The sequence below is a fragment of the Amycolatopsis sp. MEPSY49 genome, assembly GCF_051337345.1.
In the GTDB taxonomy this organism is placed as follows: Bacteria; Actinomycetota; Actinomycetes; order Mycobacteriales; family Pseudonocardiaceae; genus Amycolatopsis.
In genome coordinates this window covers 398,712-421,542 of record NZ_JBDLYJ010000009.1, presented here as the reverse complement: position 1 = coordinate 421,542, position 22,831 = coordinate 398,712, and the positions used below count along the sequence as shown (strand labels likewise).

At 73.1% G+C, this 22,831-nt stretch carries 26 protein-coding genes and 2 pseudogenes; 16 read left to right on the top strand and 12 right to left on the bottom strand.

Annotated elements, in window-relative coordinates; all coding sequences use genetic code 11:
- The first annotated feature begins 32 nt into the window (after positions 1–32).
- The 4 genes and pseudogenes from ABFJ78_RS35200 to ABFJ78_RS35185 form a co-directional block, all read left to right on the top strand.
- Positions 33–1,244: a PucR family transcriptional regulator gene (locus ABFJ78_RS35200; protein WP_436391454.1), complete on the top strand. Its 1,212-nt coding sequence runs from the start codon at positions 33–35 to the stop codon at positions 1,242–1,244.
- Between the two features lie 152 nt (positions 1,245–1,396).
- Positions 1,397–3,727 carry a molybdopterin cofactor-binding domain-containing protein gene (locus tag ABFJ78_RS35195; protein WP_436391452.1) on the top strand — a complete coding sequence of 777 codons (2,331 nt, stop codon included), beginning with the start codon at positions 1,397–1,399 and terminating at the stop codon, positions 3,725–3,727.
- 9 nt (positions 3,728–3,736) lie between these two features.
- Entirely contained in the window at positions 3,737–4,213 is a 477-nt protein-coding gene (locus ABFJ78_RS35190) for a (2Fe-2S)-binding protein (RefSeq protein ID WP_436391450.1), read from the top strand.
- A gap of 7 nt (positions 4,214–4,220) precedes the next feature.
- Positions 4,221–4,349, top strand: a pseudogene (locus ABFJ78_RS35185) ((2Fe-2S)-binding protein); the annotation flags it as partial.
- Positions 4,350–4,420: 71 nt separating this feature from the next.
- On the opposite strand, the gene ABFJ78_RS35180 reads toward ABFJ78_RS35185, so the two are convergent.
- Positions 4,421–5,311 (bottom strand): LysR family transcriptional regulator, encoded by an 891-nt coding sequence (locus ABFJ78_RS35180; RefSeq protein ID WP_436391448.1) that lies wholly within the window; start codon positions 5,309–5,311, stop codon positions 4,421–4,423.
- A gap of 78 nt (positions 5,312–5,389) precedes the next feature.
- Here ABFJ78_RS35180 and ABFJ78_RS35175 point away from each other — a divergent pair, with 78 nt between their 5' ends.
- Both ABFJ78_RS35175 and ABFJ78_RS35170 read left to right on the top strand, forming a co-directional pair.
- Positions 5,390–6,298 carry an EamA family transporter gene (locus tag ABFJ78_RS35175; RefSeq protein ID WP_436391446.1) on the top strand — a complete coding sequence of 303 codons (909 nt, stop codon included), beginning with the start codon at positions 5,390–5,392 and terminating at the stop codon, positions 6,296–6,298.
- A complete protein-coding gene (locus tag ABFJ78_RS35170; protein ID WP_436391444.1) occupies positions 6,295–6,924 on the top strand; it encodes an NAD(P)-dependent oxidoreductase in 630 nt (209 codons plus the stop codon). The genes ABFJ78_RS35175 and ABFJ78_RS35170 overlap by 4 nt, the downstream gene beginning before the upstream one ends.
- Here the strand turns inward: ABFJ78_RS35170 and ABFJ78_RS35165 are convergent.
- Both ABFJ78_RS35165 and ABFJ78_RS35160 read right to left on the bottom strand, forming a co-directional pair.
- Entirely contained in the window at positions 6,908–7,351 is a 444-nt protein-coding gene (locus ABFJ78_RS35165) for a hypothetical protein (protein WP_436391442.1), read from the bottom strand. The two genes, ABFJ78_RS35170 and ABFJ78_RS35165, sit on opposite strands and share 17 nt — an antisense overlap.
- A gap of 81 nt (positions 7,352–7,432) precedes the next feature.
- Positions 7,433–8,008: a dihydrofolate reductase family protein gene (locus tag ABFJ78_RS35160; protein WP_436391440.1), complete on the bottom strand. Its 576-nt coding sequence runs from the start codon at positions 8,006–8,008 to the stop codon at positions 7,433–7,435.
- A 103-nt stretch (positions 8,009–8,111) separates the two neighbouring features.
- Between ABFJ78_RS35160 and ABFJ78_RS35155 the strand changes: the two genes are divergently transcribed.
- Complete coding sequence (locus ABFJ78_RS35155) at positions 8,112–9,107, top strand: sigma-70 family RNA polymerase sigma factor (RefSeq protein ID WP_436391438.1); 996 nt, start codon at positions 8,112–8,114, stop codon at positions 9,105–9,107.
- 13 nt (positions 9,108–9,120) lie between these two features.
- Here the strand turns inward: ABFJ78_RS35155 and ABFJ78_RS35150 are convergent, their stop codons facing one another.
- Positions 9,121–10,059, bottom strand: a complete 939-nt coding sequence (locus ABFJ78_RS35150; RefSeq protein WP_436391436.1) for an RNA polymerase subunit sigma-70 — start codon at positions 10,057–10,059, stop codon at positions 9,121–9,123.
- Positions 10,060–10,189: 130 nt separating this feature from the next.
- Here ABFJ78_RS35150 and ABFJ78_RS35145 point away from each other — a divergent pair, with 130 nt between their 5' ends.
- Complete coding sequence (locus ABFJ78_RS35145) at positions 10,190–10,894, top strand: DUF899 domain-containing protein (protein WP_436391434.1); 705 nt, start codon at positions 10,190–10,192, stop codon at positions 10,892–10,894.
- A 4-nt stretch (positions 10,895–10,898) separates the two neighbouring features.
- On the opposite strand, the gene ABFJ78_RS35140 is transcribed toward ABFJ78_RS35145, so the two are convergent.
- On the bottom strand, positions 10,899–11,624 hold the full coding sequence (locus tag ABFJ78_RS35140; protein WP_436391433.1) for a PP2C family protein-serine/threonine phosphatase: 726 nt from the start codon (positions 11,622–11,624) through the stop codon (positions 10,899–10,901).
- Between the two features lie 380 nt (positions 11,625–12,004).
- Here ABFJ78_RS35140 and ABFJ78_RS35135 point away from each other — a divergent pair, with 380 nt between their 5' ends.
- Genes ABFJ78_RS35135 through ABFJ78_RS35120 form a run of 4 tightly spaced genes read left to right on the top strand, consistent with a single transcriptional unit; the run spans position 12,005 to position 13,942 of the window.
- Positions 12,005–12,373: a roadblock/LC7 domain-containing protein gene (locus ABFJ78_RS35135; protein ID WP_436391431.1), complete on the top strand. Its 369-nt coding sequence runs from the start codon at positions 12,005–12,007 to the stop codon at positions 12,371–12,373.
- Positions 12,374–12,411: 38 nt separating this feature from the next.
- On the top strand, positions 12,412–12,777 hold the full coding sequence (locus ABFJ78_RS35130; RefSeq protein WP_372662953.1) for a hypothetical protein: 366 nt from the start codon (positions 12,412–12,414) through the stop codon (positions 12,775–12,777).
- 18 nt (positions 12,778–12,795) lie between these two features.
- Positions 12,796–13,464, top strand: coding sequence for a hypothetical protein (locus tag ABFJ78_RS35125; RefSeq protein ID WP_436391429.1), 669 nt, complete (start codon positions 12,796–12,798; stop codon positions 13,462–13,464).
- Between the two features lie 22 nt (positions 13,465–13,486).
- A complete protein-coding gene (locus ABFJ78_RS35120) occupies positions 13,487–13,942 on the top strand; it encodes a DinB family protein (RefSeq protein WP_436391427.1) in 456 nt (151 codons plus the stop codon).
- Here the strand turns inward: ABFJ78_RS35120 and ABFJ78_RS35115 are convergent.
- From ABFJ78_RS35115 to ABFJ78_RS35105, 3 genes are read right to left on the bottom strand one after another with little or no spacing between them, the layout of a single operon-like run.
- Positions 13,939–14,529 carry a hypothetical protein gene (locus tag ABFJ78_RS35115; RefSeq protein WP_436391425.1) on the bottom strand — a complete coding sequence of 197 codons (591 nt, stop codon included), beginning with the start codon at positions 14,527–14,529 and terminating at the stop codon, positions 13,939–13,941. The genes ABFJ78_RS35120 and ABFJ78_RS35115 overlap by 4 nt on opposite strands.
- A gap of 52 nt (positions 14,530–14,581) precedes the next feature.
- On the bottom strand, positions 14,582–15,169 hold the full coding sequence (locus ABFJ78_RS35110; RefSeq protein ID WP_436391423.1) for a DUF2231 domain-containing protein: 588 nt from the start codon (positions 15,167–15,169) through the stop codon (positions 14,582–14,584).
- A gap of 50 nt (positions 15,170–15,219) precedes the next feature.
- Positions 15,220–16,659 carry a hypothetical protein gene (locus tag ABFJ78_RS35105; RefSeq protein WP_436391421.1) on the bottom strand — a complete coding sequence of 480 codons (1,440 nt, stop codon included), beginning with the start codon at positions 16,657–16,659 and terminating at the stop codon, positions 15,220–15,222.
- Between the two features lie 126 nt (positions 16,660–16,785).
- On the opposite strand from ABFJ78_RS35105, the pseudogene ABFJ78_RS35100 reads away from it, so the two are divergent.
- The 3 genes and pseudogenes from ABFJ78_RS35100 to ABFJ78_RS35090 form a co-directional block, all read left to right on the top strand.
- Positions 16,786–17,169 (top strand): annotated as a pseudogene (locus ABFJ78_RS35100) (aminotransferase class V-fold PLP-dependent enzyme); the annotation flags it as partial.
- Positions 17,170–17,282: 113 nt separating this feature from the next.
- Positions 17,283–17,975, top strand: coding sequence for a cysteine desulfurase family protein (locus tag ABFJ78_RS35095; protein WP_436391419.1), 693 nt, complete (start codon positions 17,283–17,285; stop codon positions 17,973–17,975).
- A 98-nt stretch (positions 17,976–18,073) separates the two neighbouring features.
- The gene (locus tag ABFJ78_RS35090; RefSeq protein WP_436391417.1) at positions 18,074–19,039 is read left to right on the top strand and encodes an anti-sigma factor RsbA family regulatory protein; all 966 of its coding nucleotides are present in this window, start codon (positions 18,074–18,076) and stop codon (positions 19,037–19,039) included.
- 4 nt (positions 19,040–19,043) lie between these two features.
- On the opposite strand, the gene ABFJ78_RS35085 is transcribed toward ABFJ78_RS35090, so the two are convergent.
- From ABFJ78_RS35085 to ABFJ78_RS35070, 4 genes are all read right to left on the bottom strand, one after another.
- A complete protein-coding gene (locus ABFJ78_RS35085; protein WP_436391416.1) occupies positions 19,044–19,217 on the bottom strand; it encodes an ANTAR domain-containing protein in 174 nt (57 codons plus the stop codon).
- A 467-nt stretch (positions 19,218–19,684) separates the two neighbouring features.
- Positions 19,685–20,362, bottom strand: a complete 678-nt coding sequence (locus tag ABFJ78_RS35080) for a signal peptidase II (RefSeq protein WP_436391415.1) — start codon at positions 20,360–20,362, stop codon at positions 19,685–19,687.
- Between the two features lie 125 nt (positions 20,363–20,487).
- Entirely contained in the window at positions 20,488–21,435 is a 948-nt protein-coding gene (locus ABFJ78_RS35075) for a GNAT family N-acetyltransferase (RefSeq protein ID WP_436391414.1), read from the bottom strand.
- Between the two features lie 98 nt (positions 21,436–21,533).
- Positions 21,534–21,992 (bottom strand): glycogen operon protein GlgX, encoded by a 459-nt coding sequence (locus ABFJ78_RS35070; RefSeq protein WP_400885805.1) that lies wholly within the window; start codon positions 21,990–21,992, stop codon positions 21,534–21,536.
- 89 nt (positions 21,993–22,081) lie between these two features.
- Here ABFJ78_RS35070 and ABFJ78_RS35065 point away from each other — a divergent pair, with 89 nt between their 5' ends.
- A complete protein-coding gene (locus ABFJ78_RS35065) occupies positions 22,082–22,804 on the top strand; it encodes a TetR family transcriptional regulator (RefSeq protein ID WP_436391413.1) in 723 nt (240 codons plus the stop codon).
- Positions 22,805–22,831 lie beyond the last annotated feature (27 nt).

Here is a 22,831-nt window from a genome sequence, read left to right as displayed (position 1 = left end):
GCGCCGGCGGGAGCGCGACAGTGGTGGTGCGGATGGGCGAGACGCGGGCGGCGGCCCGGGACACCGCGTGGTCACTGGCGGCCAGGGTGCTGGACGAGCTGGACGAGCTCACCGGCGCCCTGGTCGCCGTCATCGTCGAGCAGAACCCGGGCTACCGGGTGGACGATGTCGTGCCCGACGACGACCTCTGGCGCTCCTGCCACGACAACCTCCGCCGGGTCCTGCAGCTGATCGCCCGCGGAGCGGGTACTGACGAAGACCTCTACGACGCGGCGAAGGCGACCGGGCGGCGCCGCGCGGAGCAGCAGCTCCCGCTCGACGACGTGCTGCGCTCGTTCCGGATCGGCGGCCGGCTGGTCTGGCAGGCCCTCACCGAGCAGGCCCGGGCGACCGGGTCCGTCAACAACGAGGCCATGCTCGACCTGGCGACCCGCGTGTGGGAGGTCGTCGACGCCACCTCGGCCCAGGTGGCGCTGGCCTACCACGCTGCGGAGCGCAGCTTCGTCCGCGCCGACGAGCAGCGGCGCGCGTCGCTGTGGGAGGGACTGCTGCAGGGCCGGGCCGCCGACGCGGGGTTCGCCTACGAGGCCGGCCGCGCCCTGCGCCTGCCGATCTCGGGGCCCTACGTCGTCGTGGCGGCCGCGGGTCCCGGCGACGCCGCCTTCGCCGAGCCACTGGGAGCCGCGCTGGAGGACCTCGGCTCGGCGTCCGCCTGGCAGTCGCGCGCGGACGTGCTCGTCGGGCTCGTCTCCCTGCCGGGCCGCGAGGTGACGGCCGTCGTCGAGGCCATCGGGTCCGTGCTGACCGTGCCGGCCGGCGTGTCCCTGGTCGTCGACGGGCTGGCGGCGGTGCACACGGCCTACCGGCAGGCGGTGCTGGCGATGCGGACGGTCCCGCCGGGCCGCGTCGACGTCGTCTGCCTGGCCGAGCGGCTGCCCGAAGCCCTGCTGCTCTCCTCGCCCGAACTGACCGAGTCGCTGCAGCGGGACTGGCTCGGCGACCTGCTGGACCTGCGGACGGCCGAGCGCGACCCGCTGCTGGAAACCCTGGCGACGTGGGTGCGCACCGGCGGCTCGGCCACCCGCTCGGCGCAGGCGCTGCACTGCCACCGCAACACCGTGCTCAACCGGATCCACCGGATCGAAGAGCTGACCGGGCGGTCGCTGACCGGCGGCGAACTGGCCCTGGAGCTCGCGCTGGTCGTCCGCGCGCTGCCCTTCCTTCCGCCACCGCGCGTGCCCTGACCGGTACCCGCTGTGCACAGTGCACAACGACACTAGGCCAAATGTAGGCACCCAGGTCCTTCATTCGGCGGCGTGATCTGTGCAACACTCCGGCCCGGCGGTGCTCCGGCCCGCGCTCTCCCACACCGTCGTTCGAGAGGTCCCAGCCGCTCATGCCCGAACACGACCCCGCCGTCCCACCACCCGGGTCCGAGCCGCGCGCGATGGCCCGCCGCCGCTTCCTCGGTTTCGTGCTGGCCGCGCCCACGCTCGCCGTCGCCGCGCAGATCGGCGGCTCCGAACTGTCCCCGGGCGTCGCCGACGCGGCGATCCCGTCCCTGCCGCAGCCCGAGGACATCTTCGACCTCGGCGACCTGCAGAACCTCGCCGCCCTGCCGACGTCGGGCCTGATCAGCGTCCAGGTCGGCGCCGACGGCCGGGCCGCGTTCGCCGTGCCGCGCACCGAGGTCGGGCAGGGGATGACCACCGCGGTGGCCATGATGATCGCCGAGGAGCTCGACCTCCCGCTGGACAAGATCGACGTCACGCTGGCCGACGCCCGGCCCGAGCTGCTGATGAACCAGCTGACCGGCGGCTCCAACTCGATGCGCAGCATCTACACGCCGGTCCGGACGGCGTCGGCGATCGCCCGGCAGCGGCTGCTGGCCGCGGCCGCCGCGAAGTGGGGCGTGCCGGTGTCGCAGCTGACGACGTCCGACGGCGTCGTGCGCGATTCCGGCGGGCGCACGGCGAGCTACGGCTCGCTCGCGAAGGCCGCCGCGTCCGCGACGACGATCAGCGTGACCGCGACGCTCAAGCCGCGGTCGGGCTTCAAGGTCCTCGGCACCCCGCAGAACCGGCTCGACGCGCACGCGGCGGTCACCGGCACCAAGGCGTTCACCCTCGACCTGGACGTCCCGGGCGCGCTGCCGACGATGGTCGCCCGGCCGCCGACGATCAACGGCACCCCGCGCTCGATCCTCAACGCCGCCGAGGTCAAGGCGATGCCGGGGATCACCGACGTCGCCGCGATCTCGCACGGCGTCGCGGTGCGCGGCCGCACGTTCGGCCAGTGCATCGACGCGATCCGTGCGCTCAAGGTGACGTGGGGCCCGGGCACGGTCGACGGCGAGTCCGACGCGACCGTGCTCAAGAAGCTCAAGGCCGCGCAGCTGCCGATGACCGTGCCCGGCCTGCTGGACCAGTACATCGACGCGGAGTTCACTTTCGCCGCCGCCAGCAACAGCCCGCTCGAGACGGGCGCCGCGATCGCCGACGTCCGCGCCGACCGCGCGGAGATCTGGTCATGCCTGAAGGTGCCGATCGTCGCCCAGGAGGAGATCGCCAAGCTGCTGGGAATGCCGCAGGACGCGGTCACCGTGCACGTCACCCAGGGCGGCGGGTCGTTCGGGCGGCACCTGTTCCACGACGCGGCCGCCGAAGCGGCGGAGGCGTCGCAGAAGATGGGCAAGCCGGTCAAGCTGATGTGGTCGCGCACCGACGACTTCCGGCAGGGCCGCATCCACCCGATGTGCGTGTCGCGCGTGCGGGCGACCTACCTGCTCGGCAACGTGGTCAGCTTCGAGCAGCGCCACACGAGCGTGCAGACGGAGTTCAGCCACGGGCTGGGCGAGATGATCACCTCGACCGCGGCGAAGCTCCCGATCGCCGGCAACCTCAGCTTCGCCGAGTCGATCTTCCTGCTGAGCCAGTCGTCGCCGTACAACTTCGGTGTCACGACCCAGCTGCTCAACGAGATCCCGCTGAAGTTCAACACCGGCAGCATGCGCAACATCTACTCGCCGAACGTGGTCACGGCCGAAGAGCTCGTCGTTGACCAGCTGGCGAAGAAGTTCGGCAAGGACCCGGTCGTGTTCCGCCGCGAGTTCCTCAAGGACGACCGGCTGCGCGCGGTGCTGGACAAGGCCGTCCAGGTCGGGAACTGGGGCCGGTCGCTGCCCGCCGGCGTGGCGCAGGGGATCGCGCTGCACTCGGAGTACCGCGGCGCGGTCGCGGTGCTGGTCGAGATCGACTGCCGGCCGGAGACGGTCAACCGTCCCGTCCGCGACGGCGTCACCGGTCCCCGCGTGACGAAGGCGCTGGTCGTCGTCGACCCCGGCTTCGCGATCAACCCGCGCGGCCTGGAAGCCCAGATGATCGGCGGGCTGAACGACGGCATCGCGATGTGCCTCACGTCCAGCCTGCACATCAAGAACGGGCTGCCACTGGAAGGCAGCTGGGACAACTACTTCTACACGCGCGAGTGGAACACCCCGCCCGAGACGCAGGTAGTCGTCATGCCGAACACGTCGGACAGCCCGAGCGGCGCGGGCGAGCTGGCGGTGGCGCCGTCGTTCGCCGCGGTGGCCTGCGCGTACGCGCGCGCGGTCGGCAAGATGCCGACCTCGTTCCCGATCAACCACGGCACGCTCTCGTTCGAGCCGCTGCCGGTGCAGCCGTCCACGCCGCCGTCGCCGACCGACGGCCTCGACCACGCCTACTAGGAGACCGCAGTGCCGCAACACACCCTGAAGATCAACGGCAAGGTGGTCACGGTCGACGCCGACGACGACCTCCGGCTGCTGTGGGTCCTGCGCGACCTGCTGGGCATCACCGGGCCGAAGTACGGCTGCGGGCTCGACGTCTGCAAGGCGTGCACCAGCCACATCAACGGCAAGGCGTTCAACCCGTGCTCGGTCCGGGTGGCCGACATCCAGGAGTCGGACGAGATCACGACGATCGAGGGCCTGCCGGCGACGGTCGGCAAGGAGCTGCACCCGATGCAGGAGGCGTGGCTGGAGCTGGACGTGGCCCAGTGCGGGTACTGCCAGCCGGGTCAGATCATGGCGGCGGTGGCGAAGGTCCGCCAGGCCCGGGCGGCGGGCCGCGAGATCACGGACGCGGACCTGGACGAGATCCGCAACATCTGCCGCTGCGGGACTTACGCGCGGATCCGCGAGGCGGTGAAGGCGGGAGCGGAAAAGATGTGACGCGGGGGTGCCGGGNGCCCGGGCGGCGGGCCGCGAGATCACGGACGCGGACCTGGACGAGATCCGCAACATCTGCCGCTGCGGGACTTACGCGCGGATCCGCGAGGCGGTGAAGGCGGGAGCGGAAAAGATGTGACGCGGGGGTGCCGGGCCGCCCGAACGTCATGAACGACTCTTTCATGCCATCCGGCGACATGAAAGAGTCGTTCATGACGTCGCCGCGCCGCCGGGGTCGATGCCCAGCAGGTCCACGAAAGCCAGCGCCGCCGGGGTCGGGTTCGACTCCGCCCAGATGACGTACTCGGCCCGGGCCGGGGCGTCCGTGATCTCGATCGTCGCCACGCCCGTCAGCTGCGGCGCGAAGCCCGACGGGAGCATCGCCACCCCCAGCCCCGGGCCGACCAGGCGCGGCACGTAGTCCGCGCTCGTCACCTCGTACGCCACTTCGCGGTCCAGGCCCGCTGCCGCGAACGCCTGGTCGGACTGGGCTCGCCCCGCCGTGCCCGGGGGCAGGTCGACGAACACCTCCGCCGCCAGGCGCTTCAAGCTGACCGTCGGTTCGCCCGCCAGCGGGTGATCTGGGGCCACCACCGCGATGAGGTGGCCGCGGGCCAGCTCGCGGACCGCGACGCCGCGCGGGGTCGCCGTCGTGGGCAGGCCGAGGAACGCCACGTCGAGGCTGCCATCGCGGACCTGCTCGATCAGGTCGTCGCTCGCGCCCACCCGCAGGCTGATGCGGACCTGGGCGTACCGGTCGTGGAACTCGCGGATCGCGGCCGGGACGTCGGCCGCGGTGACCGTCGGGATCAGGCCGACCGCCAGCCGGCCGCGCACCTCGCCCACCGCCGCCGCGACCTCGGCCGCCGCCCGCTCCGCCGCGGCCAGGCACTGGCGCGCCGACGGCAGGAACGCCTCGCCCGCCGGGGTCAGCCGGACCCGGCGGCTCGTCCGGTCGAACAGCCGCGCGCCGAGCTCGCGCTCGAGCCGCGCGACCTGGTGGCTGAGCGCCGACTGGACGACGAGGCACCGCTCGGCGGCCCGGGTGAAGCTGTTCGTTTCGGCGATCGCGACGACGTATCGCAGCTGCTGGAGTTCCACGCATCCATCTTGAACCACGATCGCTGCGGTGACGAACATGTGTTGGACTCATCGATCATCGACCGGTGAAATTCACGTATGACCAGTCAGCTCCAGCGCGTGGAACCCCGCCAGGTGGACCTCCCGCGCATCGCGCTCACCGCGGTGGCCCCCGCCGTGTGGGGCACCACCTACCTCGTCACCACCGAATTCCTCCCCGCCGGCCACCCGCTCTTCGCCGGCCTCCTGCGCGCGCTGCCCGCCGGGCTCATCGCGCTCGCCCTCACCCGGACGCTGCCGCGCGGCGCCTGGTGGGGCAAGGCCGCCGCGCTCGGCGTGCTCAACATCGGTCTCTTCCTGCCGCTGCTGTTCGTCGCCGCGCAGCGCCTGCCGGGCGGCGTCGCCGCGACGCTGGGTGCCGCGCAGCCGCTCGTCGTCGCCCTCCTGGCCGTGCCGTTCCTCCGCGAACGCCTGTCGGGGTGGCGCCTCGGCTGGGGCGTGGCGGGCATGATCGGTGTCGGCCTGGTCGTGCTCGGCCCGGCGGCGGCGTTCGACGGCGTCGGCGTCGCGGCCGGCCTCGGCGGCGCGGCCACGATGGCGCTGGGCGTGACTCTGACCAAGCGGTGGGGACGGCCGGAAGGCGTCGGCCCGGCCGCGTTCGCCGGCTGGCAGCTCACCGCGGGCGGGCTCTTCCTGTTGCCGCTCACGGCCCTCTTCGAAGGCGCGCCACCGTCGATCGACGGCCGGGCCGCGCTCGGCTACCTCTGGCTGGGCCTGATCGGCGGGCTGCTCACCTACACGCTCTGGTTCCGCGGCGTCACGACGCTGCCGGTGGCGTCGGTGGCGCTGCTCGGGCTGCTGTCGCCGCTGGTAGCGGCGCTGCTCGGCGCGGTCGTGCTGGGCCAGACCCTCGGCCCGGTCCAGCTCGCCGGGTTCGCGCTCGCGCTGGCCGCGCTCGTCGCCGGCCAGCTCCCCGGCCCGTCCGTCCGGAAAGGACAGTCCCGGTGAAGATCGCCGTCGTCGGCGCGGCCGGCATGGTCGGCTCCCGCGTCCTCACCGAAGCCGCCCGGCGCGGCCACGACCTCCTCGCGATCCTGCGGACGCGGCGGCCGGCCGTCCTGCCGCCCGGCGTCAGCACGGCCGAAGCCGACGCGGGCGATCCGGAGCGGATGGCCACGCTGTTCGCGGGCACCGACGCGGTCGTGGCCGCGGCCCGTCCGGCGCCGGGGCAGGAACACACGGTCGGCGCCACGACGGCGGCTCTGCTCGACGCGGCCGCCGAGGTGGGCACCCGCGTCCTCGTCGTCGGCGGGGCGGCCCCGCTGCGCGTCCCCGGCGGCGGGTTGGTGATCGACGACCCGCGGTACGTCCCGCCCGAGTACCGCGCGATCGCCGGCGCGAGCGCCGCGCAGCTGGCCGTCTGCCGGGCGCACCCGGCCGCCGACTGGGTCTACCTCAGCCCGCCGGCGGTCCTGGAGCCCGGCACCCGGACCGGCGGCTACCGCCGCGGCACGACGACGCTGCTGACCGGGCCCGGCGGCGAGTCCCGCATCTCGGCCGAAGACCTCGCCGCGGCCGTCGTCGACGAGCTGGAGAACGCCGGCGCGGACCGGCACTTCACGGTCGGCTACTGACCTTGGTCTCGCACCGCACCTGCGGGGCGGCCTCGGTCCCGGACGCGACGCAGTCGACGCCCTTGCCCGGCCCCGGAACGGGGTAGGCGAAGACGGTCGGCGCGTCGCTGTCGCGGCCGGCGGAGAATTTGATGACCGTCGGCCGCCACGATCCGGTGCCGTGCAGCGCTTTCGAGTAGTACGCGGTGTGCGGGCCGATCGTGGTGCCTCTGCCTTCGCCGTCGTCGTTCAGCTCGTGCACGGTCAGCACGTAGTCCCCGGCGGTGTACTTGCCCTGGCCCTCGTGCCCGGCTTCGGCCGGGGTCGCGCTGAGGACCTCGGGCGCGACGGGGTCGGCGGCGGTGGCGATGACGGTGGCCCCGATCGCCACCACCGCGGCACCCGCGGCGACCGCGATGACCCCGATCCTCCTGGCTTTCCGGTCCATGACGATCAAGCTAGGCTGCCGGGCCGGCCGGCACCTCGGCCGAAGGGACACCTGGCCTCGTCCTTTCGGCCGAGGCCGGGGTCAGGGGTGGACGAGCTCGTAGGTCAGCAGGGCGAGCGCGGTCCCGACCGGGCGCGCGCCGATCAGCCGAGCCGGCTTGACGGCGCTCGTCTCGGGGAAGAGCCTCGCACCCGTGCCGACGACGAACGGGTAGATCATCAGCCGCAGCTCGTCGGCCAGGTCGTGCTCGAGCAGCGCGGGGACCAGCTTCCCGCTGCCGTACACCACGATCTCCCCGGTCACCTCCTCCTTCAGCTTCGCCACCTCCTTGACGACGTCGCCCGCCAGGACCGTGGCCTCGCCCCAGCCTGCGTCTGCGACGGCGGAGGAGGAGACGACGTACTTCGGGAGCGCGCGCAACCGGTCCGCCCACTCGTCGGTGCGGGACGCCCAGCCCCGGTGCAGGAAGTACGCGTGCGTCCGCCTGCCCATCAGGAGGGCAGCGGCGCCCACTGCCTCTTCGTGTTCGACCTCGGCCCAGGCCGCGCGGTCGGCGTCGCCGATCCGGGTGAACCAGCTGACGGACCCCTCGTCCCCGGTCGGGTCCTCGACGACCCCGTCGAGCGTGACGTTCTCGCTGATGATGATTTTTCCCATGCCGGGGCAGACGCCGGGACGGCCGCAAAGGGGTCGGCCGCCCCCTTCGCGTCGCTCGCGGCGTCCGTACAGGATGGAAGCGCGAGCAGGGAGACGAGGCCGGATGGGAACCGAACTGATCGGGCGGGCGCGGGCCGGGGACGGCGAGGCGTTCCGGGTGCTGACCGAGCCGCACCGCCGGGAGCTGCAGGTGCACTGCTACCGGATGCTCGGCTCGTTCCAGGACGCCGAAGACGCACTCCAGGACACGCTGCTGTCCGCGTGGCGGGGTCTCGGCGGGTTCGACGGCCGCGCGTCGATCCGCACCTGGCTGTACCGGATCGCCACCAACCGCTGCCTCAGCGCGCTGCGCGCGGCCGGGAGGCGCCCGGCGAAGGCGTGGGACATACCCGGCGTCGAACCGCCCGAGCCGACGCGGCTCGGCGAAGTCGTCTGGCTCGAACCCTTTCCCGACGCGCTCCTCGAAGGCGCGTTCCCGGTGCCGCCCGGCCCGGAGGCGCGGTACGAGCAGCGCGAATCCGTCTCGCTGGCGTTCGTGACCGCGCTGCAGGTCCTGCCGCCGCGCCAGCTGGCCGTGCTGGTGCTGCGCGACGTCCTCGGGTTCCCGGCGGGCGAGGTCGCCGCGATGCTGGACACGACGGTCGACTCGGTGAAGAGCGCCCTCAAGCGCGCCCGGGCGGGACTGCGGCGCCGGCAACAGCAGCGCGAACCGGCGCCCGAGCCGGGCTCACCCGGCGAGCACGCGATCGTGGCGAACTTCGTGCGGGCGTGGGAAACCGCCGACATCGACGCGCTGGTGGCCCTGCTGACCGACGACGTGTTCGTGTCGATGCCGCCGTTGCCGTTCGAGTACGAAGGCCGGGACGTGGCGGGGCGGTTCTGCGCGGCCCTGTTCGGCGCGGGCCGCCGGTTCGACCTCGTCCCGACGCGCGCCAACGGCCAGCCGGCGTTCGGCGCGTACCTGCGCGGCCCGGCGGGCACGCGCCACGGAACGGGCCTGTACGTGCTGACCCTGGCCGGCGACCGGATTCGCGCCATGACCCGGTTCGAGAACAGCGTGCTCCCGACGTTCGGCCTGCCGCGGTCGCTACCGGAATGAGCCGGCCGGCCCCTCAGCCCGGCAGCGTCTCGGGCAGCCCGAACGCCGGGAAGAGCCGCTCGTCCAGGAACACCACGATCCGCCCGATCGTCCCGCCGGCGGGCTCGAGCACGTGGATGCCGTGGCCGGCGAACGAGCCGTCCGCCCGCCTCGTGTAGCTGCCGATCGCCGGGAACCCGTTGGCGCTCGTCGGCAGCGCCCGGCGGGGAGAGGCGAAGATCCGGCGCGTGTGGTGGTCCAGGACCGCGTCCCGGCCATGGAACCACACCGCGATCGGCGGCATCTGGTACTCGACGTCCGAGCGCAGCAGCGCCGCCAGGCCCGCCGTGTCCGCGTTCTCGAACGCCTTCAGGTAGCGCCGCAGGACCTCGTCGTCCAGCGCCGGGTCCGGCCGCACCCGGTCCTCGACCGGCTGGTCGGCCGCCAGCGTCGCCCGGGCGCGCTGCAACGCGCTGCGGGCCGCCGTGGTCGTCATGCCCAGCGTCGCGGCCGCCTCCGACACCGGGAAGCCCGCCACCTCGACGAGCATCAGCACCGCCCGCTGCCGGGCCGGCAGCCGCTGGAACGCCGCCACCACCGCGAGGCGCGTGCTGTCGCGCAGCGCGGCCAGGTCGGCGGGGTCGTCGCCGGCCGTCGGCAGCGGCTCCAGCCACGACACCGTGTCGATCCTCGGCAGCGCCCCGGCGGTCTCCGACCCCGAGCCGAGCCCGGAGGGCAGCACCCGCCGCCGCGCGCTCTTCAGCACGTTGAGGCACGCGTTCGTGGCGATCCGGTACAGCCAGGTACGCACCGACGAGCGTCCTTCGAAGCCGTCGAAGGCCTGCCACGCGCGCAGCATCGTGTCCTGCACCAGGTCTTCGGCGTCCTGGAACGAGCCCAGCAGCCGGTAGCAGTGGGCGAGCAGCTCACGGCGGTACGGGTCCGCCAGCCGCCAGAAGTCCTCGTCAGACATCGGGTCCTCTCCTGTCCATACCCGTGTGGACAACCCGGCGGCCCCGGATGCACCGGTGCATCCGGGCCGCGCGCCTTGTCGGTCCGGAAGACGCGCACCCCGCGTGTTCCCGGACCTGGGAGAACGACCGATGAACCTGCCCCGAATCGTTTCGCGGGAAGAGTGGCTGACCGCCCGCAAGGAACTCCTCAAGGAGGAGAAGGAGGTGACCCTGCGGCGGGACGCGCTCGCCGCGCGGCGCCGCGAACTGCCGATGGTGAAGGTGGACAAGGACTACGTCTTCGAAGGGGCGGACGGCAAGGCCCGCCTGCCGGACCTGTTCGAGGGCCGCCGCCAGCTGGTCGTCTACCACTTCATGTTCGGCCCGGACGACACCGAAGGCCACAACAGCTGCGCGCTGCTGGTGGACAACATCGCGCACGAGGAGCACCTGCACGCCCTCGACACGACGGTCGCGCTCGTGTCCCGCGCACCGATCGGCCGGCTGACGGCGTTCCGGGAGCGGATGGGCTGGACGATCCCGTGGTACTCGTCGCTGGGCAGCGACTTCAACTTCGACTACCACGTCGCGAACGACGAGTCGGTGGCGCCGGTCGAGTACAACTACAAGGACAAGGCGACGCTGCTGGCGAAGGGCACGCCGTGGTACGCCGAGGGGGAGTGGCAGGGCCTGAGCGTGTTCCTCCGCGACGGCGACGACGTCCACCACACGTATTCGACGTACGAGCGCGGTCTCGACCAGCTGGTGACGACGTACACCTACCTCGACCTGACGCCGTTGGGGCGGCAGGCGCACATCACGAAGTTCAGCCTCCACGACGAGTACGCGTCGTAGCCGCTCAGGCCGGGACGACGTGCACGACCACCGCGGTCGCGTTGTCCCGGCCGCCCGCTTCTTCGGTGTCGGCCAGGAGCCGGGCGACCTTCCGGGCGGGCGACGCCGGCCCGGCCAGGACTTCCCGCACCCGCCGGTAGGGCACCTGGTCGGTGACGCCGTCGGTGCACAGCAGCAGGACGTCGCCCGGGCGCGGCTCGACGTTGAGCACGTCCGGCTCCGGGTGCGCCGGGTGGCCGACGTAGCGGGTCAGCTGGTAGCGGGCCGCGTGCGCCTCGGGGGAGTCGAACGGGTACCAGCCGTTGACCGCGCCGAGCCACGCCATGGTGTGGTCGGTCGTCAGCTGTTCCAGCAGCCCGTCGCGCAGGCGGTAGCCGCGGGAGTCGCCGATCTGCGTGAGCCACAGGCCGGCGCCGGACGCCACCAGCGCCGTCAGGGTGCAGCCCGTCAAGCCGCCGATCCGCTCGCCGGCCGCGCCGACCCGCGCCTGGGCTTCGGCGACCGCCGCGCGCAGCAGCGGGGGATCGACGGCTTCCCGGACCGGGCGGATCCGCTCCACGAACACCTCGACGGCCGTCCGGCCCGCCACGCGGCTGCCTTCGCCGTCGCCCATCCCGTCGGCCAGCACCGCGAGCAGTGGCTCCTCGTCGAGGTGCACGACGTCGAAGTTGGCCGGGTACCGCTCGCCGGTGACGCTCCCGGCGGCCGCGCGCAGAACGTGTTCCGTCATGCCCGCATGATGCCCGGCCGCCGGGGACCTTGGGGCCCGGACCCGGTGAACGGGTGAATGGTAACTGCCGATTACGCAGAGAAACGCCCGTGATCGGTGCCAAGAAATGCCATGAGCGCATTTCAAGTCACTTGCCGAAAATTCCGGACAACCGGCCGCCCGCCGCTCGTGATCAATGAACGAAAATTTGCCGGTGAATTTATTTCGGTTACACCAACCATCCCGCTTCACTCGATCGTGTAAATGCACGGGATGACCATCGGCCGCGGATAGGCGTGCAGTGATGATGGCGGTAGGGTCCCCGGCGACAGGGTAACTCGAACGGATGGTCGCTGCCTTCCGGCCCGATCGGTCGCTGCCGAAAGAAAGCAAAAAGGGAATTGGACTTCGACGCACTGGCCGCCGAGCTGCGCAATCTCCGGGACAGCGTCGCCGGGGTGACCGGCACGGTGCTCGCCGCGGTCGACGGGATACCCATCATCGCCGACGCGGACGACTGCATCGATCCGGCGAAGATCTCCGCGCTCGCCGCGGCCGATCTCGGAATCGCGCGCCAAGCCGCCGAAATGACCGGGAAGGGCACGCTGAGCCAGACCGTCGTGTTCGGCAGCGAGGGCTACGTGGCCGTCTACGCCGTCGGCCGGCTGGCGCTGATGGTCGTCCTGGGGGACAAGGGCCTGAACGTCGGGCGCCTGCTCTTCGAGTCCCGGCCGGTCATCGACCGGATCGGCACGATCCTGGCCGCGTAGCGGACAAGCCTGTCCAACGGAAAGGAAGCCGCATGATGATGAACATCGACACCGCGCTGAAGGAAGCCATGTCGATCACCGGCGCCGTCGGCGTCGCGCTGGTCGACTACGAAAGCGGGATGTCGCTCGGCACCAGCGGGGGCGGCGAGTGGCTCGACCTGGAGGTCGCCGCCGCGGGCAACACCGAAGTCGTGCGGTCGAAGCTGCGGGTGATGTCCTCGCTCGCGCTCAACGACAGCATCGAGGACATCCTGATCACGTTGCACCGCCAGTACCACCTGATCCGGCTGATGAACTCGTCGCGGAACTCGCTGTTTCTGTACCTGGTGCTGGACCGGGAGCGCGCGAACCTCGCTTTGGCCCGCCACTACCTGAAGCGCATCGAAGCCGACCTGCAGGTGTAGCTCGGGGAGGAGGAGACGATGACCGGAGGCGGTTCCCGCGCCGCACTCGTCATCGGCTCGGCGTTGATGCACGACCTCGGTTCCCTGTTCCCGGTGGCGATGAGCCTCGCCGGCGAGGAACTGGCGTTCACCTTCGTGTCGACCTGCCCCTCGCCCGACGCGGTCGAGGAGTGGGTCCGGTTGCGGTCGGGTGCCGTCGTGGCCGACCGCGTGCTGCGCTTCCACGTCGACGCGGACCGGCGGCGGATCCGCGTCGAACTGGCCGGATCGCCGGTCCGGGCCCTGGTCGTGCTCGCCGACGAGGTCACGGCGGCGTCGGTGAACGCCCCGCGGCTCGGCCGCTGGCAGGACCAGATGCCCTGCACGCTGCGGGTCGCGCTGGACGAGCTCGCGCGGGTGCTGTCGCGCTGCCACCACCGCGCCGGCGGCGCCGAGCCGCTGATCGACCTCGACCTCGGCTACCGGCCGGACCGCGAGTACGAGATCCGCTTGGCGGGGGCGCACGAACGGGTGCGGCCCTTCATCGCCCCGGTCCGCCCGGTGCTGGCGATGCGCTGGCGCTCGACGACCTCGGCGCAGCGCAAGGCGTTCCTCGACGAGCTGCCGGACGGCGCCCCCGCCCGCGGCTGGCTCCGCCGGCGGCGCACCGTCCGCGTCATGGGCCTGGAAATGGAGGTTTCGCCCTGACCGCCGTGGCAAGGTGACGGGCATGCGGATCAGCGAAGACGACTACCTGTGGTTCGCCGCCCGCGCCCTCGACGGGATGACGGCGATCCTCGCGGAGCTCGGCGACGAGCGGGCCAACCGCCGTCCCCCGCTGCCGGGGGCGAACACGCCCTACGCGATCGTCACGCATTGCCTGGGAGTGCTCGAGTTCTGGGTCGGCGCGCTGGTCGCCGGCCGCGCGGTGGAGCGCGACCGGGACGCCGAGTTCACGGCGTCGGGACCGGTGGCCGGGTTGATCGAGCGGGTCGCGGCGGCCAAGGAGCGGTTGCGCGCCGATCTCGCCGTGGCCGACCCGAGGGCACCCCTGCGCGCGCCGGCGCCGGCGAAGTACGCGGACACCCCGGCGGGCCGGACGCAGGGCGGGGCGTTGCAGCACGGGTACGAAGAGCTGGCCCAGCACCACGGCCAGCTCGAACTGACCCGCGACATCCTCCGCTAGAGCCGGCCGGCGAGCGTCTCCGCCAGAGTGGTGTAGACGTCGGCGCGGTGCTTGCGCAGGTAGATCAGCGCGGTCCGGTTCTGGCCGCGGCTGCGCTTGCCGGTCATGACGAGCTCCGCGTCGTCGGCCACGTCGCAGAAGAACGCGCCGTCGCCGATGCCGGGCAGCGTCGTCACCGGTCCGGTGCAGTCCTTCTTGCTGTTCGCGATCGCCTTGGCGGGGCTGTAGGACCGGTCCGAGGCGATGATCCACAGGTCGAGCAGCCAGGGCGACACGTACTTGCCTTCGTACCGGCACTGGAACTGCGTGCCGGGGGTGAAAGCCGGGTCGGGCGGCTTCTCGGTCGTGATGATGTCCTCACTCGTCCCGATGATCCGTTGCAGCTCCGCGGTGCCGAGGAACGGGCAGGCGGCGGTGACGGTCGCGGGCGACGCGGATGGCGTGAACGGCGGCGGGGTGGCCTTCTTGGCCGTCGGGTGGGTCGTCGAGGGAGCCGAGGACGACGGGCCCGGTGGCGGCGCCGGGGGCGAGCAGGCGGCGCACAGCACGATCATGACGGCCGCGAAGGCGGCCCCGGATCTCCCCATTTCGCCAATTTAGCCCGGAACCGGCGCGGCCGGGCCGAATGCGGAAACCCGGTCACGCCGGGTTCCGCGGCGCGGCCGGGTCGCTCCCGGCCAGTTCCGCGGGGTCCAGGTCCAGCGGCTGCCACCGGAAAACCCCGGCGCCCTGGGCGTACGCCAGGTGCCCGCCGAGGGCGCCGCCCGCGCTCGCCGCCGTCAGCCCGAGCGCGCCCAGGACCCGCCCGCGCACCGGGCGGCCGCGGCGGCGGGCCGCGTACGACGCTCCGAACAACGCGATCGCCACCGCGTTGCTCGCCGCGTGGACCAGGCCGACCCGGCGTTGCCGCACGTCGAGGTCCGCGTAGTCGGCCAACCCGAGCACGATCGCCGGCGGGGCCGCCAGCAGGCCGGCCGCCACCAGCCGGCGTGCCTCCTCCTGGCGGCCCGGCAGCAGGTCGAACGCCGCCGCGCAGAGCCACGCGCCGATCGGGACCGTCACGGCGATCGGGTGCAGCGGGTGGCCGAGCCACCGTCCGCGCAGCACCTTGCCGACGGTGCTCGCCGCCGGGCCGCGCAGGCGCCGGGTCAGCTCGGCCGCCGGTTTGTCGAGGGCCTCGGCGTGCTCGACCGCGTGCAGGGCCCGGTGAGGTGCGGGGGAGTTCATGCCTCGCGGCTACCCCGGCCGCCGCGCCTCAACCACGACGGCGACGCGGTTCAGGCCTGCATCAGGATGAAGTCGCCGTGGCCGCCGTAGCCGAGGACGTCCTCCGCGTACTGCGTGCCGTCGAACGTCGGGAGCCACCAGCGGTTCCCGATCCGCACCAGCATCGGGTGCGGGATGTTCGTGCCGTACGGCGCGTTCAGCGTGCCCAGCTTGCGCAGCCGGAGGTCGTACACCGGGTACTCGCGGGCGTCGCCGTCGCTGGCGAACAGGTACCACCGGCCACCCACCCGCTGCAGGATCGTCCCCTCCGTCTGGTCGACCGAGGTGTCGGCGCCCAGCAGCGTCAGGCCGTGGTCGTAGTCGGCACCGCGCGGTGCCGCCGCGAGCGCGGGGTGGAACACGAACGACGGTTGCTGCGCGGGGCTCTCGACGAACGCGATGTGCCACCGCCCCTCGATCCGGGTCAGCGCCGGGTCCCACGAGCTGACCGTGGTCGGCAGCGGGAGCCGGCGCGTCGGCAGGACGTGCACCCCGGACAGCACGTTCTCGCGGGTGACGGTGTGCCGCACGTGGACGCCGTTGAACGAGAAGTCGCCCCAGGAGCTCATCAGCAGGATGAACCGGTCGTCGTCGACGACGATCTGGCCGGCGTGGTCGCCGAGCACGACGCCGTCACGGGCGAAGAACAGCGTCGCGACCTGCTCCAGCTTCGTCGGATCCGCCAGGTCGAGCGTCCACACCGCCCAGTGCGCCTGCTGGAAGAAGCCGAGCCCGGCGTTGGTCATGGTCAGGTACAGCTTGCCGTCGCGGATGTAGGGCCGGCCGTCGGCGTATTGCACGACGTGCGGGTCGCGCACTCCCGCCTGGCCGAAGTAGCCGGCCCGCACGCGGCCCAGCCGCGCCGGGCCGCGGCTGCCGTACGCGTAGCCGAGCTTGCCCAGCACCGCCGGGTCGCGCAGGTCGATCCGCGCGCGGACCTGGTCGCGCTCGGTCAGCAGCGGCCGCCAGCCGGTGCCCGTGTCGGCCAGCACCGTCACGGCGTTTTCGTTGACCACCACGGCGAAGCCGAACGCTCTCGGCAGCGCCGCCGCCGCGGTCTTGACGACGGCGGTGCCGCTCGCGGTGGTGATTTCGATGCCGGCCTGCCCGGCCGCGGGATCGTAGGTGCCGAGCACCGAGACGCCGTTCCCGGCCAGCCCGGCGACCACGGGCGCGCCGGCGTCGAGCACGTCGACGATCACCGTCCCGTAGGGCGCTTTCGGCCGGACACCGGTCTTGACGAGGGCGCCGGGCCGGGCCGCGGTGTCGACCTGGACGAACTTCGGGGCGATCAGGGCGAAGGGCCGGAACTGTTGCGTGACGGCGAACTTCAGGGAGAGCGGGTCGGCGCCGACGGCTTCGGCGGTCCCGCCGAGCAGGCTCGCGGTCACCCCCGTCACCCCCAGCGCGGTGAGGGCACGCAGCACGTAGCGACGATCGAAGTCGGTCACCTTTGACCTCCGGGTGGGGACGGATCGGATCCCCAGTTTGCGACGTGGCATGCCACGTTGCAACCGGCACCCGCGCCCGGCGCGGGGCATGCTGGACGCGGCGCTGGCGGCAAAGGGAGGTACCGGGTGAGCGGACGGACGACCGAACTGGCGTGCCCTCGGCCGCCGAGCCTGGCGACCGGGCCGGTCTACCTCGACCACAACGCCACCACGCCGGTCGATCCGCGGGTCACCGAAGCCGCGCTGCCGCACTGGACGGAGTTCTTCGGGAACCCGTCGAGCGACCACGCCTACGGCGGCGAGCCGCGCCGGGCGCTGGCCACCGCGCGGGCGCAGGTGGCGGCCCTGATCGCCGCGCGGCCGGGGGAGATCGTGTTCACCGGGTCCGGGTCGGAGGCGAACCTGCTCGCCCTGCGCGGCGCGGTGCTCGCCGACGGAGCCCGGGACGCGCATCTCGTGGTCCAGTCGACCGAGCACCCCGCCGTGCTGGAGACCGCCCGCGCGCTCGGCCGGCTGCACGGCACCCGGGTCACCGTGCTGCCGGTCGATCACCACGGGCTGGTTTCCCTCGGCTCCTGGACGCGGCCCTGGGGACCGGCGCGGACCGCACGGTCGTGTCGATCATGGCGGCGAACAACGAGACCGGCGCGATCCAGCCGGTCGCGGAACTGGCCGCGCTCGCGCACTCCCGCGGCGCGCTGGTGCACTGCGACGCCGCGCAGGCCTGCGGGAAGATCCCGGTCGACGTCGGCGCGCTCGGCGTCGACCTGCTGACGGTGGTCGGCCACAAGATGTACGCCCCGCGCGGCGCGGCCGCGCTCTTCGTGCGCGAAGGCGTGACGCTGGAGCCGGTCGTCTACGGCGGCGGGCAGGAACGCGGCCTGCGGGCGGGCACCGAGAACGTCGCGCTGGCGGTGGCGCTCGGGACCGCCGCCCGGCTCGCCGCGGACGACCTCGCGGCGGGACGGCTCGCGGCGTTGCGCGACGACCTGCATCGACGGCTCGCCGACGCGCTGCCGGGCCGGGTCCGGCTCAACGGCCCCGAGGCGGGTTGGCAGCGGTTGCCGAACACGCTCAACGTCAGCATCGACGGCACCCGTGGTCACGACGTGCTGGCCGCCGCGCCGGCGATCGCGGCCTCGACCGGGTCGGCGTGCCACAGCGGGGTCCACACGCCGTCGCCGGTGCTGACAGCCATGGGGTTCGACGCGGACCGGGCTCTGGCGGCGATCCGGCTGTCGCTGGGGAGGTGGAGCACACCGGCCGACGTCGACACCGCCGTGCGGGCTCTCGGATCGGCCGTCGCGGTTCGCTGAGTCAGGGACGGACGGTCCGCAGCGTATTGTCGGATCGTGCAGATGCCGACACAGCGGGAAAGCGGCCCGGCCCGCGGCCACCGCGTGGAGGGCGGCTCATGACGGCCGAACCGGAACCCGCGCCGCGGGGCTACGACCACTCCGCCGTCCACTACCGCTCCGACGCCGATCTGCTCGCCGTCGCCGTCCCGTTCCTCGAGGGCGGGCTGCGCGCGGGCGAACCGACCATGGTGTCCCTGGAACCGGAGCGGGCCGAGCTGGTGCGCCGCGCCCTCCCGGCGTCGGCGGACGTGCGGTACCTGACCACGAACGAGCTCTACGTGCGGCCGGCCGCCGCGATCCGGTCCTACCGGACGCTGATGGCGGAGCTGGTCGCCGCCGGGGCCACCGGGATCCGCATCTTCGGCGAGATCCCGCGCCGGGCGATCGACACGTCGTGGGACTGGTGGGCGCGCTACGAAGCCGCGGTCAACCACGCCTACGACGAGTTCCCGCTGCGGAGCATGTGCGCCTACGACACCCGGACCACCCCGCGCCACGTCCTCGACGACGTCGCCCGCACGCACCCCTTCGTCGCGACGCCCGGTGGGCGCCAGGACAACACCGGCTACGTCGATCCGCCGGCGTTCCTGGCCGGGCCGCGGCCGGTGGCGCCGCTCCCGATCCAGCACACCGCCCCGCTCGTCGTGCTGACCGACCCGCACCCGGGGACGGCCCGCCGGGCCGTACTCGACTTCGGCAAGACCGACCTGCCCGCCACCGAGGTCGACGACCTCGTCCTGGCGGTCAGCGAGATCGTCGACAACGCGCTGCGCCACGGCCGCCCGCCGGTCGAGCTGCGACTTTGGGCGGACGCCGACCACCTGGTCGTGACGGTGCACGACACCGGCGAGGGCCCGGGCGACCCGTTCGCCGGCCTGCTCCCGGCCGCCCGCCGGATCGGCGGCCGCGGCCTGTGGATCGCGCACCAGATCTGCAGCCAGGTGGCCCTGTACCGCGACGAGACGGGCTTCACCGCCCGGCTCACGGCGGGCAACCCGTGGCTGCACCGGCCGGCGGACTGAGCCTTCAGCCCTCTGGGGTCGGAGTCAGCGTGCCACGGCTGTCGACCAGAGCGGCGGCGATCTCGGTGAGCTTGACGTCGAGCTGCTGCGAAGTGCTCCGGAGCAGGTCGAACGCGGCGTCGGCGCCGAGCCCCTGGCGGGCCATCAGGATGCCGCGGCGCAGGTGCGCGTGCTCCAAGTCCGGCGAGCTCGGCCACGCGGGCGTGCTCCACGGCGAGCGAGGCGTGCGTGGCCGGCAGCAGCGCCTCGTCCACGCTGGCGTGCACGGGCAGGGTGCCGCCGGGCAACGCACCGCGCAGGATCCGGGCGTTCGGCGTTCCCGGGTCGAGCAGGACCGCCGACCAGACCCCCGATCGCGCCCGGCGCACGGCGAACTCGCCCGATGCCCGCACCCCGGCCGGGGACAGCGTGCCGACGTCCCGCAGGTCGAGGACGACCAGGTGCGGCGGCGGCAGGGTGACGGTCGCGTCGAGCAGCCTGGCGAGCGCGGCCGGCGCGGTCGCGGTGTCGAGCGACCCGCTGAGGCGGAGGACGAGCGCCTGCTCCGCGTCCATCGGCAAGACCTCGACGTGTCCCGCCACGTCCCCACCTCCTCGTCCGGCGGCCGTGGAAAAGGGCTACCCGCACCGCCGGCGCTCAACCCGGTCACCGGTTCGTGGAGGTCCGATGGCCGCGCGGAGGATGCGTCGCCCCGCCGTAATGAGTGGCGCCGAGCGTCACGGCGGCGACGAGTGCGACGGCGCCGGTGACCGTCACGATGCGCGCCGGTGTGCGCAGACGTGGGCGGGGGCGAGGGATGTCGGCGGTGGCCTCGGACAGCCTCGCCGTCGCCCACCGGTAGCCGTGGGCGAGGGAAAACGCCAGCGTGGCCCCGATGATGAAGAAATCCGCGACGTTGAACGAGTACTTGCCGACCGGGACGAAGTCGATCGCGCCGCGGACGCTGCCCGGCGCGGTGACGTGGTGCAGCCCGAGGCGGTCCAGCAGGTTGCTGGTCCAGCCGCCGATCGCCAGCGCGGCCGGGGCCCGCAGGAGCACCGGGTGCCACCGGCGCAGGAGGAGCAGCACCGCGGCCGTCAGCAGGGCGGCGCCGGCGAGGTCGAGCACCGCGCCCGTCACCGGACCGGCGTACCACGCGCCGACGACCGGTCCGACCAGCGGGTTGCCGCCGAAGTTGATGCGCGTCTTCGGCACTTCGCGCCAGGCCCACGCCTTGGTCACCTGGTCCGCGACGACGACCAGGAGCAGGGCGTACGCCGTCCACGGCGGGCGGAGGACCGGTGCTTCGAGCCGGGGCGTCCCGGCGGTGCCGTCAGGGTTCATCGGTACCTCACAGCGCGGGCCGGGCGACCACGGCCGATCGCCCCGACAGGGGGGCTGCGTGGATTCGCGGGGATGGTTAATACCCCACTGCCGGTCCGGTTAAACATCCGTCCTTTGTGGACGGATCAGCCCGCGGGCTTGAGGAGCGGCACGTCCCGGCTCAGCTCGCGGAAGCCGACGCTGTAGTACAGCCCGCGCGCGGCGGGATGCCCCGGCGCGCCCAGGCAGGCGACCGTCGCGTGCGTGGCCCCGGCGTCCCGCGCGCGTCGCAGCCCGTGCCGGAGCATCGCGCGGCCCAGGCCGAGCCGCCGGTAGCCCGGGTGCGTCCCGACGGGTTCGAACTCGGCGGTCTTGTTCGGCTCGTCGAGCCACAGGATCGCCGACGCCGCCATCGTCCCGTCCGGGGCTTCGACGAGGACGTGCAGATCACCGCGGTACGCCGGAGTGCGCCGGACGCCGTCGTAGGCCTGCTCGTCGTACGACGTCGGGGTCCAGGCGGAGACGTGCGCCCGTACCGCGGCGGCCGGCCCGGCCTCGTCCGCGGTGCGGAACCGGAATCCCGGCGGCAGCACCGGTTCTTCGACATCGGTGAGGTCCCGCTCGTTGAGCTGGCTCCAGGACCCGGTGTCGCCGAGCGCGGCCGGGTCGGTCCGGTAGCCGTGCGCGGCCCAGCGCTCCAGCGCGAACTCGTCGGCCGCGCCCGGCAGCACCGTGCGTTCGATTTCGCCCGCGGTGGCGTCGAACCAGGTGATCACTTCGTCGACCAGCCCGGCGTGCGCGGGGTGGACCTGGTAGGCCAGATAAGCGCCGTTGACGTCCTTGACCGACCCGTCGTTGCGCCGTACGCGGCGCGGCAGCTGGGCCCAGCCCCACGCGACGAGCTCGCCGTCGGCGAACCACAGCCGGCGTGGCCAGGTCGCGCCGTCGGCGGCGTGGCCGCGGCCCCAGTTCCAGGCCAGCTCGCCGTAGGAGGCGTCGCTGTTCACCAGCTCCGGGCGCATCGCGGTCACCCGCTGCGCCAGCTCCTGCATCAGCTCGACATCCGCGGCGGTCAGCAGCTCGGCGTTCCCCATGACCGGTCACTGTGGCAGGGGGCCGGCGAAGTCGTCGACCCGTTTTCCGGCGGCTGGTGTCGCGCGTCCGAGGTTCGTTGCCGGGCGGTGACGCGCGACTAGAACCGGTCGGGGATCCCCGCCAGCACGGCGCTCAAGCTCGGGAGCCATCGCTGCCGCGGATCCGGCGCCGACAGCCACTCCGTCGCCACGTCCACCCGGCGCGGGCCGACCGGCAGCGGCAGCAGCGTTCCCCACGCCAGCACGTCGACGTTCCTCGGCAAGGCGTCGCGCGGCGGGATCAGCCCGTCGGTTTCCGCGAGGAGGGCCACTCGGGGCCCCTGCTGGGTGGGCAGGTGCATCGCCGGACCCTGGCAGCCCGTGGCCACGAGCCGGGCCAGGACCGGGCCCGCGCTCAGCTTGGGCAGCGTCACCGCGCAGATCCCGTTCTCCAGGGCCAGGAACGGGTGGACTCCCCGCCATTTCACCGGCCAACCGAAAAGCCGGCCGTAGAAGGCGTCGACCCGGTCACCGGCCGGGTCACGGGGCGCGACAGGCACCTGCTGGTCGAGCGACATCGTCGACGCCTTTCCACTCGCGGGGCGGGGCAGCGCCAGCCTAACGGCACTCAGTGCCGTTAGCAAGCCCGGCTGCTAACGTCCCGGCCATGACCGATTCGCCGCGCCGCGCGCCGGCCACCCGGGTCGGGGCGACCCCCGCGGGCCGGCGGCAGCTGCGCCGCGCCCTCGCCTCCGCGGCCGTGGACCTGTTCGCCGCCAACGGCTACGAGGCCACCACGGTCGACGACATCGCGGCCGCGGCCGGTGTCGGCCGCCGCACGTTCTTCCGGTACTTCGACGCCAAGGACGACGTCCTCTTCGCCAACCACGACGAGATCGTGGCGGAGATGGAAGACGCGTTCGCCGCCGCCGACCCGGCACGCGACCCGGTCGACGTGGCCTGCGAGGCGGTCGGCCTCGTGCTCGACTCCTACGCCGCCGAGCTCGACGTGTCGCTCAAGCGCTTCGCCCTGACCCGCACGGTGCCTTCGCTGCGGGACAAGGAGGTCGCGACCGTCGACCGCTACCAGCGCGTGCTCACGCGCTACCTGCAGTCCCGCTACGAGCAGCAGGGCGACCCGGCGGCCAGCCTGCGCGCGGCCGTCGCCGCCGCGGCCATCGCGGCCGCCAACAACCACGTCCTGCGGCGCTGGCTGCGCGCCGGCGGCGAGGACGACATCAAGATCCGCGCGGCCGAGGCGTTCGCGCTGGTCGTCGCCGCTTTCCGGGCGCCACGCGCGGAACCGGCCACGGTCGTCGCCGTGATGACCACGGAGACGCCGCTGCACGAGGTCGTCGCCCAGGTGGGTGAGGTCCTCCGCCGCCCGTAGTGGCACTGAGTGCCAGGGTAGCCGAAA

Bases quoted from the DNA above. Each gene is read 5' to 3' on its own strand.
- ABFJ78_RS35150 (WP_436391436.1), bottom strand. From the start codon at position 10,059: ATGTCTGACGAGGACTTCTGGCGGCTGGCGGACCCGTACCGCCGTGAG.
- ABFJ78_RS35070 (WP_400885805.1), bottom strand. From the start codon at position 21,992: ATGTCGCTCGACCAGCAGGTGCCTGTCGCGCCCCGTGACCCGGCCGGT.
- ABFJ78_RS35145 (WP_436391434.1), top strand. From the start codon at position 10,190: ATGAACCTGCCCCGAATCGTTTCGCGGGAAGAGTGGCTGACCGCCCGC.
- ABFJ78_RS35080 (WP_436391415.1), bottom strand. From the start codon at position 20,362: ATGAACCCTGACGGCACCGCCGGGACGCCCCGGCTCGAAGCACCGGTC.
- ABFJ78_RS35130 (WP_372662953.1), top strand. From the start codon at position 12,412: ATGAACATCGACACCGCGCTGAAGGAAGCCATGTCGATCACCGGCGCC.
- ABFJ78_RS35195 (WP_436391452.1), top strand. From the start codon at position 1,397: ATGCCCGAACACGACCCCGCCGTCCCACCACCCGGGTCCGAGCCGCGC.
- ABFJ78_RS35110 (WP_436391423.1), bottom strand. From the start codon at position 15,169: ATGAACTCCCCCGCACCTCACCGGGCCCTGCACGCGGTCGAGCACGCC.
- ABFJ78_RS35065 (WP_436391413.1), top strand. From the start codon at position 22,082: ATGACCGATTCGCCGCGCCGCGCGCCGGCCACCCGGGTCGGGGCGACC.
- ABFJ78_RS35115 (WP_436391425.1), bottom strand. From the start codon at position 14,529: ATGGGGAGATCCGGGGCCGCCTTCGCGGCCGTCATGATCGTGCTGTGC.
- ABFJ78_RS35075 (WP_436391414.1), bottom strand. From the start codon at position 21,435: ATGGGGAACGCCGAGCTGCTGACCGCCGCGGATGTCGAGCTGATGCAG.
- ABFJ78_RS35090 (WP_436391417.1), top strand. From the start codon at position 18,074: ATGACGGCCGAACCGGAACCCGCGCCGCGGGGCTACGACCACTCCGCC.
- ABFJ78_RS35140 (WP_436391433.1), bottom strand. From the start codon at position 11,624: ATGACGGAACACGTTCTGCGCGCGGCCGCCGGGAGCGTCACCGGCGAG.
- ABFJ78_RS35155 (WP_436391438.1), top strand. From the start codon at position 8,112: ATGGGAACCGAACTGATCGGGCGGGCGCGGGCCGGGGACGGCGAGGCG.
- ABFJ78_RS35175 (WP_436391446.1), top strand. From the start codon at position 5,390: ATGACCAGTCAGCTCCAGCGCGTGGAACCCCGCCAGGTGGACCTCCCG.
- ABFJ78_RS35095 (WP_436391419.1), top strand. From the start codon at position 17,283: ATGGCGGCGAACAACGAGACCGGCGCGATCCAGCCGGTCGCGGAACTG.
- ABFJ78_RS35165 (WP_436391442.1), bottom strand. From the start codon at position 7,351: ATGGACCGGAAAGCCAGGAGGATCGGGGTCATCGCGGTCGCCGCGGGT.
- ABFJ78_RS35160 (WP_436391440.1), bottom strand. From the start codon at position 8,008: ATGGGAAAAATCATCATCAGCGAGAACGTCACGCTCGACGGGGTCGTC.
- ABFJ78_RS35200 (WP_436391454.1), top strand. From the start codon at position 33: ATGGGCGAGACGCGGGCGGCGGCCCGGGACACCGCGTGGTCACTGGCG.
- ABFJ78_RS35125 (WP_436391429.1), top strand. From the start codon at position 12,796: ATGACCGGAGGCGGTTCCCGCGCCGCACTCGTCATCGGCTCGGCGTTG.
- ABFJ78_RS35120 (WP_436391427.1), top strand. From the start codon at position 13,487: ATGCGGATCAGCGAAGACGACTACCTGTGGTTCGCCGCCCGCGCCCTC.